This window comes from Mongoliitalea sp. (assembly GCF_054166905.1).
In genome coordinates this window covers 17,293-29,392 of record NZ_JBSZCK010000003.1, presented here as the reverse complement: position 1 = coordinate 29,392, position 12,100 = coordinate 17,293, and the positions used below count along the sequence as shown (strand labels likewise).

At 41.2% G+C, this 12,100-nt stretch carries 10 protein-coding genes; 7 read left to right on the top strand and 3 right to left on the bottom strand.

Translation table 11 applies throughout. From position 1 onward, the window contains the following. Positions 1 to 13 precede the first annotated feature (13 nt). Both ACXIUD_RS00450 and ACXIUD_RS00445 read left to right on the top strand, forming a co-directional pair. Positions 14 to 1,012: a 4-hydroxyproline epimerase gene (locus ACXIUD_RS00450; RefSeq protein ID WP_458050674.1), complete on the top strand. Its 999-nt coding sequence runs from the start codon at positions 14 to 16 to the stop codon at positions 1,010 to 1,012. A gap of 118 nt (positions 1,013 to 1,130) precedes the next feature. After that, entirely contained in the window at positions 1,131 to 2,471 is a 1,341-nt protein-coding gene (locus ACXIUD_RS00445) for a sensor histidine kinase (protein ID WP_458050673.1), read from the top strand. Here the strand turns inward: ACXIUD_RS00445 and ACXIUD_RS00440 are convergent. The 3 genes from ACXIUD_RS00440 to ACXIUD_RS00430 are packed head-to-tail and all read right to left on the bottom strand — an operon-like array spanning position 2,427 to position 5,227. Beyond that, positions 2,427 to 3,473 carry a vWA domain-containing protein gene (locus ACXIUD_RS00440; RefSeq protein ID WP_458050672.1) on the bottom strand — a complete coding sequence of 349 codons (1,047 nt, stop codon included), beginning with the start codon at positions 3,471 to 3,473 and terminating at the stop codon, positions 2,427 to 2,429. The genes ACXIUD_RS00445 and ACXIUD_RS00440 overlap by 45 nt on opposite strands. Then, the gene (locus tag ACXIUD_RS00435; RefSeq protein ID WP_458050671.1) at positions 3,460 to 4,356 is read right to left on the bottom strand and encodes a hypothetical protein; all 897 of its coding nucleotides are present in this window, start codon (positions 4,354 to 4,356) and stop codon (positions 3,460 to 3,462) included. Before ACXIUD_RS00435 ends, ACXIUD_RS00440 begins: the two co-directional genes overlap by 14 nt. Further along, positions 4,349 to 5,227, bottom strand: a complete 879-nt coding sequence (locus tag ACXIUD_RS00430) for a DUF58 domain-containing protein (protein ID WP_458050670.1) — start codon at positions 5,225 to 5,227, stop codon at positions 4,349 to 4,351. Before ACXIUD_RS00430 ends, ACXIUD_RS00435 begins: the two co-directional genes overlap by 8 nt. Positions 5,228 to 5,459: 232 nt before the next feature. Between ACXIUD_RS00430 and ACXIUD_RS00425 the strand changes: the two genes are divergently transcribed. The 5 genes from ACXIUD_RS00425 to ACXIUD_RS00405 all read left to right on the top strand — a co-directional run bounded on the left by ACXIUD_RS00425 (position 5,460) and on the right by ACXIUD_RS00405 (position 12,084). Beyond that, positions 5,460 to 6,311, top strand: coding sequence for a TraB/GumN family protein (locus tag ACXIUD_RS00425; protein WP_458050669.1), 852 nt, complete (start codon positions 5,460 to 5,462; stop codon positions 6,309 to 6,311). A 10-nt stretch (positions 6,312 to 6,321) separates the two neighbouring features. Beyond that, on the top strand, positions 6,322 to 6,810 hold the full coding sequence (locus tag ACXIUD_RS00420) for an RNA polymerase sigma factor (protein WP_458050668.1): 489 nt from the start codon (positions 6,322 to 6,324) through the stop codon (positions 6,808 to 6,810). Then, complete coding sequence (locus tag ACXIUD_RS00415; RefSeq protein WP_458050667.1) at positions 6,800 to 7,408, top strand: hypothetical protein; 609 nt, start codon at positions 6,800 to 6,802, stop codon at positions 7,406 to 7,408. The genes ACXIUD_RS00420 and ACXIUD_RS00415 overlap by 11 nt, the downstream gene beginning before the upstream one ends. A gap of 194 nt (positions 7,409 to 7,602) precedes the next feature. Then, the gene (locus ACXIUD_RS00410; RefSeq protein WP_458050666.1) at positions 7,603 to 8,475 is read left to right on the top strand and encodes an ABC transporter ATP-binding protein; all 873 of its coding nucleotides are present in this window, start codon (positions 7,603 to 7,605) and stop codon (positions 8,473 to 8,475) included. A 24-nt stretch (positions 8,476 to 8,499) separates the two neighbouring features. Continuing rightward, positions 8,500 to 12,084: a M1 family aminopeptidase gene (locus ACXIUD_RS00405; RefSeq protein ID WP_458050665.1), complete on the top strand. Its 3,585-nt coding sequence runs from the start codon at positions 8,500 to 8,502 to the stop codon at positions 12,082 to 12,084. Positions 12,085 to 12,100: the final 16 nt, after the last annotated feature.

Below are 12,100 nucleotides of genomic sequence, written 5' to 3'. Positions count from 1 at the left end.
ATGGTTTTAATTTATGAAAAAAACATTTCAGTGCATTGATGCCCATACCTGCGGGAATCCTGTGAGGGTGGTTGCAGGTGGTGTTCCTTTTTTGAAAGGTGACTCCATGCTGGAAAAGCGGCAGTATTTTTTAGAAAATCTGGATTGGATACGGACGGGTTTGATGTTTGAGCCCAGAGGGCATGATATGATGTCCGGCTCCATGCTATTCCCTCCCCATGATCCGGCCAATGATTTTGCTGTACTTTTTATCGAGACTTCAGGGTGTTTGCCCATGTGTGGGCATGGCACAATCGGCACCATTACCGTGGCTATTGAGGAGGGGTTGATTACACCCAAGACTCCGGGTTTCTTACGAATGGAAGCACCTGCCGGATTAGTCTTGATTAGTTATAAGCAAGAGGGCAAAAAAGTGACTTCTGTGAAATTGACGAATGTTAAAAGCTTTTTGGCAGCAGAGTCCTTGGAAATTGAACTAGAAGAATTGGGAAAATTGATGGTGGATGTTGCCTACGGAGGGAATTTTTATTGCATCGTAGACCCTCAGGAGAATTTCCCTGGATTGGAATATTTTAAAGCTGAGCAATTGATTTCCATGGCTAGAAATCTCCGAAAAGCGATGAACGAACGCTACCAATTTGTTCATCCAGAACATTCGCAGATTCGGGGACTTTCCCATGTCTTATGGACAGGCAAATGCCTGGAGGAAACAAGCACGGCTAGGAATGCAGTGTTTTACGGAGAAAAGGCAATTGACCGCTCCCCATGTGGCACAGGCACCTCCGCCCGCATGGCCCAATGGCATGCCAAAGGTTGGTTGAAATCTGGAGAGGATTTTATTCATGAAAGTTTTATAGGCTCTAAATTTACTGGGCGGATTGAGGAAGTGACTGAAATTGCAGGAAGGACGGCAATCGTACCAAGTATTGAGGGCTGGGCAAAAATTTACGGCTACAATACGATCATATTGGATGATGATGACCCTTACATGGAGGGCTTTCAAGTGATCTGATTGGATGCTCTTTTGCTATAATGGAGGTAGAAAAAAAGCTTTGCGAGGAATATTGGCATAGTATAATAAGTCTTTTTAGGTGTTTTTTTAAACAATTTCTTTCTTGTAACTTGCCTGTATGATGCATGTCAAAGAGAAGGCTGATAATCTTCAAATCTATCAAGTACAAAAAAAGTTGGTCATCAAACTGGCTTTCTTCAGTGCTTTGTTAGTGTTGATTTTTGGTGTTTTCAACTTCTTGATTGGCAATACCATTCCAGGATTCGTTTTTTTCTTTTTCTTGCCGCTATTTGTGTATTCATATTACCTCCTCAAACAGGATATTAACACCTTCTGGGTGATCAATGGCCTTATTGTGATGAATTTGTCAATTTTGATTCTTAATTTTTTCCTCAATGGAGGGTATACAGGTCCAACTAATTATGGCTTTTTTATTATGAGTTTTGTGTTAACGTTCCTTTTTTCAGGTTTTTTGAAATATGCTTGGTTTATCACGCTCCTAATTACACATTTAGTGATCATGTATCTTGATATTTTTGATCTCAAGGAGGTGACTAATAGCTATAATGATTCCACAAGTTTGTTTATTGATCATATTGGGTCATTTTGGGGTTGCGCTATTTTCGTGTTTGTAATTAATGACCTTTTTAAAAGGAACTACGTGCGCCAAAGTGTTTTATTGGAAAATGCCTCTCATGAGCTGGATAGAAAAATGGATGTGTTAGAGGAAATAAACTTAGGTAAAAGTAGACTTTTGGGGATTCTTGCTCATGATTTGAGAGGCCCTATCAAATCTACGGGGCAGGTTTTGGAATTGATCAAAAGCGATGTACTCAGTCAAGAGGAGCAAGAAGTGCTGCTTCAAAAATTAGAGCAACAGTATAAAGAAATGGATCAAACCTTGAGCGCTACCTTAGATTTTGTCTTAGCTGAGCTGGGTTCTGATAAATCACAAAAGCATATGAGTGCTACGAGCCCTATTTTATTGACTCAGACATTGATAAATGCTTTTGCGATACGATTGAAAGAAAAACAATTGCAAGTAGATTTCACTTCTGAAGGAATGCAGGAGGGGGATGAGTATATCCTAGAAATGAATGAACTCGAAGTGATTCTTCGAAACCTGTTAGATAATGCAATCAAGTATAGTCCGCATGAAGGTAAACTTGTGATTCGTTTGAAGAAGGTTGGTAAACTCCTTCGTTGGGAAATACAGGATCAGGGGGTAGGCATGGATCAAGAAACCGGGGAGCAATTATTCAAATTCAAAGTATCATCCAAAGTCGGGACAAACAATGAAAAGGGGGTTGGCTTGGGCATGTATCTTTGCAAATCCCTGGCAGACAAGATCGGGGCAAGATTAAGTTTCACATCCGAACCCAATAAGGGTACTACATTTATTGTAGAAAAACCGCTAGTCCAAGAGGAAATTGTTGAAAAAAGTACTTTTCAACCCTAGCCAAATAAAGAAACATACGATTCCCCAAAATAGATATACACGGTAAAAATCTACTGTTTCCTTGTACCTCGACTCAATTATTTCAGCTTTTTCCAGACTATCGATGCGATCAAAAATTTGTTCAAGGGCATCTCCGTCAGAAGCTCTAAAGAATTCACCACCACCGATACGGGCGATGTCTCGCAAGGTAGTTTCGTCCAGATAACTTTCTATCATATTTGGTCTGCCAAAAAAGTCTACTCCATAAGGCACCATACCATCTTTACCCACGGCAATGGTGTAAATCTTGATATCCAAGGCAGCTGCCAATTGGGCAGCGAAGATTGGGTCTACATTACCGGCATTGTTTTCACCATCAGAAAGCAAAATCATGACTTTGGATTTACCTTCAGTTTCTCGCATTCGGTTGGTTCCCGCAGCGATAGCCGAACCGATAGCAGTACCTTTAGCATCCATCATATTGAAGCCAATATCTTTGATCAAGTCGGTCAGGAGTTTGTAATCTGTCGTTAATGGTGCTAGGGAGTAAGCTTCTCCTGCGAAAATAACCATACCTATACGGTCACCAAATCTACCATTGATAAAGTCAGTTGCCGTTTCTTTAGCAGCCTCTAATCGGTTGGGACGGAAATCTTGCAAGTCCATGGATTCTGAAATATCCAATACCAGCATGATGTCGATACCCTCCGTGTATTGCTCTACTCGCTCATTGGTTTTTTGTGGGCGGGCCAAAGCTATGATGACAAACCATAGGCCCAGTAAGAAGAAAAGCCCTGGTATCAATCTCAAATATGTCCATGGGTTATTTTGAGCAACAGAGCCTGGAAGAGAAAGCTCCAATACAGGATTTTTGAGGAATTTGATAAACTTCCGAAGGAGCAATAGCATAGGTACTGCCCAAAGCAAGTGAAGCGCCCAAAGATTTTCCCAGTCAAAACCACGGAAGGTATCTGGCATAAACCAAAGCGCTTGAAAAAAGTCTCCTAGATTACTTGCGTTCATCCGTACTCGTGATTTTTTGTTGGAAGGAATTTGTGCAGATACTCATTAAGTTTTGGCAGGCACGTGGAAGATCTTCTCCTTGTTTGCCTGCATATATAATCAGTTCAATAGCACGAAAATCTTTGATGATATCTTTATTTTCTAAGAAATCGGCAATTTCAGTGGTGGTCCAGTCAGAGAATGGCTTTTGGTTGAGATGCTCCATATAGGCTTTCCAAAGCCCTAGTAGTTGATCTGCATTTTCTGTACTTGGGTTAGAAGCAAAAGTAGTTTGTGCTTCCTCCCAACGCTTTTCAAAACGTTTGTATTTCCTCTTCTCCAACCACAGTTGCCATTGATAGCCAAGCTGTTTACCAAAGAAGAAAAATAGTATTCCAGCAAGAATTGCAAGGCCTAACAAAATACCTATGAGTAAAGGGTAGTTGAAATCTTTGTTGATTGGCTGATAAATATTGTTTGGTAAGAATATTGGTTCCTGAGGAATTTCTGCGATGGTCAGCTGTAAATTGATAGATGCTTCTTCTGGATAATACTTCAAGCTGTCATACTTGAAGATTTCATATACAGGCACGGCAAGTTTTACTACTGGGTCCAAGGAAAAATTGGACACAAAATAAATAGCGGAATCTAAGGTTATGCCCTCATCTGTAGCGGAAATAAAGGACTTCTTTTCTAAAAGCACAAATGGGCTGAAATCAAAGGTGGTATCGGCAAATACAATATTTTTTTCTCGAGGGTAAGTGGCCTTGAGTATATAGGCGACACGTTCTCCCAATTTGGCAGAATCTTGTAAGAAATACCCCTCAACCTTCACTTCTTGCCCAAAGGTAGGCGAGGTGAAAAATGCCAAGATACATGCGGTTATAGTTAGTAGTTTAGCCACGCTTCATCGTACGGTTACGCTTCTTGAAGAGTTCCATCAAAGGAAGTACAATGTCTTCTTTGGTGTCTATTCCCAAGTAATTGATTTGATTTTTTTTGCAGAGTTCTTGCAGCCCCTCTCGTTCGGTTGTAAATGCATTGGCAATTTTTTTGGAAACAGATCCGAATGCCGTATTGACCCAGGTGACTCTTCCTTCTTCTTTATCATAGATGGGGATGATTCCCAAGGAAGGAAGTTGAGCTTCCCGAGGATCGGTCACCTGAATAGCGATTACATCATGCTTTTCTGCCAAGGCCCGGAAAGGCCTTTCATAGCCTTCATCGATAAAGTCAGATATCACAATGATGATGCTACGCTTTTTGATCAGATTGAGCGCAAACATAAACATCTCCGAAAGATTTGTTTTCAGGGATTTATTTTCATGTTTGAAGATGCCTTGGATGATTTTCACACCTTGTTTTGGCCCTTTGCCTGGCAGAATTACTTTCTCTTTTCTATCCGAAAAGGAAAGTAAGCCAACCTGAGAGCCCTCAAAGATAGCAGCTAGTGTCAATACACCTGCTACCTCTTTGCCAGCATCTATTTTTTTTCTTCTAGGATCTCCGATATCCTGCGAACCTGAGATGTCCAGTAAGAAATACACCGATTGATCTTTGTCTTCCTTAAACGTTTTGACAAAGGTCCCATGTCCCTTGGCGGAAACCTTCCATTCAATAGTTCGCACATCATCCCCGTACTGATAGGGCCGCAGATCGTCAAACTCCAGACCAGAACCCTTGAACACAGACTGATAATCGCCTTGAAGGTGATTATTCGCTATCTTGCGAAGCATGATTTCGTATCTGCGAAGTTTTTTCAGTAGTTGGTTCATGGAATCAATTTCGGATGCCTAATTTAAGGCAGTCTTTTGAAATATAAAATTGATTGGGGATAGTTGGTGATTTAATTAAGAAGATTTAGGGTTTTGCAAATGTATTAAAGGCTGAGTTTTAAAATTATGACATTTATGTGACATCTATATGCCATCAATAATTTTTCCTCTGCTTGGATGTAATATTTGCTCCTCGATTGACACTATTGAATCAAAACAAAAAATTAAAAACATGAAAAAGTTTACACTAATCCTTACGCTAACCTTCATTATCCTCAATGGATATGCCCAAGAAAACACCTTGCTATGGAAGGTAAGTGGGAACGACCTAGAGTCACCTTCTTACCTGTTTGGCACTATGCATATATTATGTGAGCAAGACATTGTGAGTAAGCCTAGTTTCCAACAAGCACTTGCCGAGAGTAAGACACTTGTCTTGGAACTGAACCCTACTGATCCTGCTGTCATGCAAGAAATGCAGCAATTAGCTGTAAATCCTGGATTTGAAAATATCTACACAGATCTACCCGAAGAAGATTTTAAATTATTGGATACGTATCTCTCCAGCAAGTTTGGAGCAGGCTTAGCTCAAATGGGAGTGCTGAAACCATTTATCTTGACCTCTATGTTGACAATGGGTTTCTTGGACTGCGAGGTGCCTTTCAGTTTGGAAACTCATTTGGCGGGTATAGCAAGTGCTAAAGAAATGCCTGTTATTGATTTGGAGACAGCTGCCTTTCAAGTGGGAATATTTGATAATATTCCCGTAGATTTTCAAATTCAAGAGATTATCCGATCATTAAAAGAGAATACAGGAAAGAAAGAGTTATATCAAATGATGGAGATTTATGGATCTGGGGATTTGAATTACCTGTATGCTTATATGTCCAAAAATGAAATGATGCAAGCGTTTCAGGCGGTCATCTTGGATAATAGAAATATAGCGTGGATACCGACATTAGAGGATTTATTTAAAGAAGGCTCCTCCTTTGTAGCGGTGGGTGCAGGCCACCTTCCTGGAGAGCTTGGGGTGATTTCCCTACTCAAACAAAAGGGCTATACGGTAGAAGCGATTGCTTTGTAAAGCACCTCTTATGGATGAAAAAGAATTCCTACAGCTTATCAATACGCATCAGGGAACAATCTTTCACCTGCTGAAACTCTATGTCCCTGATGCTACCGATAAGGATGATCTCAAGCAAGAGATTATCCTTCAGGCTTGGAAAAGTAGAGATAAATTCCGGCAGGAGTCCTCATTCAATACATGGCTGTATAAACTTTCCCTTTACACCATTCTTACATCGAAGCGAAAGCAGCAAAAAATCAGTCAAGTAAATCTCGAAGAAGCCGAAGGTCTTGCCTATGCTGATAAACCTGATCAAGAACAGGTGGAATTGCTCTATCGCTGCATCTCAAGTCTGGATGATTTAAATAAAACCATCATCACCATGCATTTGGATGGGTTTTCGAATCCGGAAATTGCAGCATTTATGGGAGTTACTGTCAATAATCTGACGGTAAAACTTCACAGAATTAAAGAAAAAATAACCAACTATTTAAAAGCGACAGCCCATGGAGATTGATAAATTATGGCAGCAGATGAAGGGGGAGCAAGCCTCAGAAGTACAGGAGAATTTGGTCCTGAAAAAACTGGAAGCTAGCAAAAACCCCATCAAGACTCTGAGAAAAAACTTGATTGGCAATTTGATCTTTGGTTTGGTGGGTGTTGTCGTTGGGATTTATTTGCTGGTCATTTATCCCGAAATATCCCTAAGATTGACCTTGGGTCTACTTATCGTCATATACCAGTATTTTAATTGGTTGATGTATCAGCGGATCAAAGCATTTGATCGACTTTTGGACAACTGGGATCAACCCATCATTCCAACCCTTCAGCAGCAGCTTGATTTAACCAAGAAGACAATTAAACTGATTGAATTTCAATCCATGTTGTTCCTTCCCTTGGCCTATTTGGCTGGCTTACTGATGGGTGGATCGACGGATGAAGTCAATGCAGATGACCTGATTGTAAATGTGTCCTTTTTAGCAAAAGGGATGGGACTGAGCTTATTGACCATGCCTCCTTTGTATTTTCTATTGAAATGGATGCATATGAAAGCTTTTGGAGATTTTATTGAGCAGACAGAAAATATACTCTCTGCTTATGATCAAGCAGACTGATCGATTTCGTTCAAAATATGTCCATAAACGAACTAATCTCCTGTAGAAAACTGCTTAAAAAGCACTTAAGTACTTATTTTCAGTGCTGGCATGTATTTCGTTTGGAAATTAACAAGTGTTATTCGTATTTAATATTTTTAAAACCTTCGTCAATCATATAATTCTCATCCTAAACCTTCACTAATCCAAACACGATGAAACTAGAAATCAACAATCTCAACAAACAATACGGCAACGGGGTGCATGCCTTGAAAGATGTTAGCCTATCCATCGGAAAAGGCATGTTTGGCCTACTCGGCCCTAATGGTGCCGGTAAATCCTCCTTGATGCGCACACTCGCTACACTTCAGGAAGCGGATAGTGGTGATGTACGCTTAGGCGACATCGATGTGCTCAAAGAAAAGGATAAAGTCAGACAAGTGTTGGGCTATTTGCCTCAGGAGTTTGGCGTGTACCCTCGTAGTTCAGCGGTGGATTTGTTGGATTATTTGGCCTTGCTGAAAGGAGTGAATCATGCCAAAGAAAGAAAAGACTTGGTAGAGTACTTATTGCAGAAGGTCAACCTATTTGAACACCGAAAAAAAGCAGTCAAATCATTTTCAGGCGGTATGCGGCAGCGCTTTGGTATTGCACAGTGCCTGATTGGCAATCCCAAATTGATTATTGTGGATGAACCTACCGCAGGCTTGGATCCAGGAGAACGGAACCGTTTTTATAACTTATTGAGCGAAATTGGAGAAGAGGCCATCTTGATTTTGTCTACGCATATTGTGCAGGATGTACGGGAGTTGTGTACCCAAATGGCCATCATGAATAAGGGAGAAGTGTTATATAATGGAGGAGTCGATGAGGCTTTAGAGCTAATTGAAGGGAAAGTGTATGAGAAAAGCATAGAAAAGGGGAGGCTGCCCGAATACAGAGAGAATTATGCAGTCATCTCGGATAAACTCGTCGGTGGCAAGCCTTTAATCCATGTGTTTGCAGAAGCGCACCCATCCAATGATTTTGTTTCAGCAGAGGCTAATTTGGAAGATGTATTTTTTGCCAAAATCAATCAACTTGTTTAACACCTTCTCTAAAACCATTCGATTATGTTTGTATTCTTAAAAAAAGAAATAAAAACCTGGCTCAGCAGTCCTATGCTATGGATATTTTTCCTCGTCATTGGGCTCTTGGTCTTTGGAGCGGTCAGCAGCGATGATATCCAGATAGGGGGAGCGAGTACCAGTGTGAAGAAAAATGCCCCTTCTGTTATTCAGCAATATTATGGGGTCATGTCTTTGATAGCTTTGCTGATGACTACAGCCTTTATGAATGCCACAGCAAATAGGGATTTTGAATCTGGATTTGCGGGTATTCTTTTTGCTTACCCCATCAAGCGCTCCTCCTACTTCTTCGGGAAGTTTTTTGGTGCGTTTTTAATTGCGCTCATCCCTTTGCTAGGGATTTCTGTGGGAGCTCTCATCGGTCCCCTAATGCCTTGGGCAGACCCTAACCGCTTCGGACCTATCTACTGGGATGGGCATATTCAAGGCTTTTTGAGTTTTGGGATTCCCAATACCTTTATTATTGGAGTATTGACTTTTGCCTTGGCAGTCACGTTTCGAAACAACATGGTTTCGTACATCGGGGCCATGGGTTTATTGGTCCTGTATGCCGTAGCGGGAAATTTTATAGCAGATATAGAGAAAGAATGGTTAGCCAATTTGCTAGACCCTTTTGGTTTTTATCCGGTTTCACTGGCTAACAAATATGCCACCGTAGAAGAGCTTAATACCACAGCTGTAATGCTGAAAGGAGATTTGTTGATCAACCGATTGGTATGGGTGGGTTTGGCTGCACTTTTACTGGTAGCGCTGTTTGCACGTTTTTCTTTTCAGCAGAAAAAAGAAAAAGTAAGCAAGAAAAGAAAAAATCAAGCTGCCAGTCAGGAACTTATGCCCGTGATGGAAAGACCAGAAGTATCGCTGAGCAACAATACAGGCTTTTCAATTCCAGTCTTTGTAAAAATGATTGGATTTGAATTGAAGGCTATCGTCAAGAATCAGACCTTCTTGATTATCTTAATCATTGGTATCATCAACCTGATTACAGGCCTCACCTTTTTTACAGGTAGATACGGGAGTTCCAATTACCCCCTTACCTACGATGTCATTGATAGCATTTCGGGAGCATTTTACTTGTTCTTAATCGGTATCATTATTTTCTATTCCGGAGTATTGGTATGGAGGGATCGGGATGCCAAATTGGATGAAATCAAAGATGCTACGCCTACGGCAACGGCAATGTTTCTTTCCTCCAAAATAGTAGCTTTATTGGTCAGCATTCAACTGATTTTGATCACAACGATCTTGATTGGGGTCATTGCCCAAGCTTCCTATGGATATTTCAATTTTGAATTAGGGGTGTATGCGCGCTCCCTACTTGTCAATGACTTTTTCTTCTTTACCTATTTGACCGTATTAGCTGTCTTTTTCCATTACCTGATCAACAATCGCTACATCGCTTATTTTGTCTTTGTGGTATTTATCATTGCTTCTGATTACGTCTTGGAGCTCCTCAAAATTGAAACCCTGATGCTGAGCTATGGTTCTGTTTCTAGTGGAAGCTATTCGGATGTCAATGGATTTGGCCCATGGGAAGAAGCTACTGCTTGGTTTCAGGCCTATTGGGTTGCTTTTGCTTTGATCTTGATTTATATTTCGTACCTCTTTTTTATGCGAGGGAAAACCACGGCATTCGCTGGGAGATGGGATGAGGCAAAGGAACGATTTGGTCGTAGCAAGGTAGTTTTCTTGGTGTTTATAGGGGCTTTCTTCGCTATTGGAGCCAATGTCTATTACAATACCCAAGTGTTGAATACCTATGAGACGAGTAAGCAATTGGAAGATAAGCAAGTGGAATATGAGCAAACGTACAAAGTGTACGAAGAACTTCCGCAGCCTAAATGGGTGAGTATGGATTATCGCATCGAGTTATTCCCAGAGGACCGCGATCTGACATTTGAAGTCATTGGGGTCATGGAGAATAGAACAGACGGGCCTATCTCCGAACTTCATTTCACCTTACCAGATACCAAGAATTCTTATCAGCTGACGATAGACGGGGCTGAAGTAACGATGAATGATGAGCGATTAGGCTATAGAATTTATAGCTTAGCCCAGCCTTTACTTCCAGGAGAGCAGCTAGTCATGAAAGTAAGCGGAGAAAAGCGTACCCAAGGCTTTGAAAACAGGGTGTCCAACACCAGCATTTTGAAGAATGGTAGCTTTTTCTACTCATCTGACATGGTTCCGAGTTTTGGATATCAATCCCGATTTGAAATGGCAGATCGAAATAAGCGACGCAAAAAAGGATTGCCTGAAAGAAAGCGCATGCCTGAATTGGATGAAAACAACTTAGCAGCAAGAAATTATCATTACATCGGAAAAGACAGTGATTGGATTACCGTGAGGTCAGTCATAGGAACATCTCCCGATCAGATTGCTGTGAGCCCGGGTAAGTTAGTGCGGGAGTGGGAGGAAAATGGGAGAAAGTATTTTGCTTATGAACAAGAGGCGCCTTCCGTGCATTTCACCTCTTTCTTATCTGCGGCGTATCAAGTCGAAAGAGGACGCTGGAATGATGTGGACATTGAAGTCTACCATGTCCCAAGTCATGCGTATAACATCCCCAATTTTGTGAGCGCCATGACCCAATCTTTGGATTATTACACAGCTAATTTTGGCCCTTATGACCACAGTCAGCTGAGGATTGTGGAATTTCCAAGATATGCGGGCTTTGCCCAGTCCTTTCCTGGCACCATGCCATATAGTGAACGTATCGGTTTTATCACAGATCTTCGAAAAGTTACGGAGGACGATATCGACTTGGTATTTTATGTGACTGCGCACGAGACAGCCCATCAGTACTGGGCACATCAGGTAATTGCCGCCAATATGCGGGGGGCTGAGTTGTTGATGGAAGCGATTACACAATATTCTGCCTTGATGGTGATGGAACAGGAGTATGGTCGGGATAAAATGAGGAAATTTCTTCGATATGAAATGGACGGTTATTTGAGGGGAAGAGGCAGTGAGTTTGTAGCAGAACGCCCATTGGTGGAAACAGAGCAGCAGGGATATATTCACTACGAAAAAGGTTCTGTGGCCATGTATTACTTGAAAGAAATGATAGGAGAAGCGCAGGTCAATGCTGCTTTGCGTCAGCTGATTGAGGAATTTAAGCATCAGAAGTCCCCGTATCCAACTTCTATGGATGCCATTCGGGTTTTCAGGGCTCATACGCCGGATAGCTTGCAATATGTGATCGATGACCTCTTTCTGAATATTACTTTATTCTCCAACCGTGTGATAGATGCGAGTTTCACGCAAGAAGGGGAGGAGTATTTGGTAGAGTTTACTACTGAGTCCAAGAAGTTCAGATCGGATTCCTTGGGGAAAGAGACTTCCATTCCGATTGCCGACTTTATTGATATTGGGGTTTTTGGATTTACTGAAAATAAAAACCTTTTAGGAGAACCATTAGTTTATGAACGACTGAAAGTAACTCAGGAAGGAAATACATTTAAGTTTAAGACCAAGGAGAAACCACATTTTGTGGGGATCGATCCGTATAATTATTTGATTGATAGAGTGCCTGGAGACAATGTGAAAAAAGCAAGTCTGCAAGATTGATGAAGTTTATAAGGCC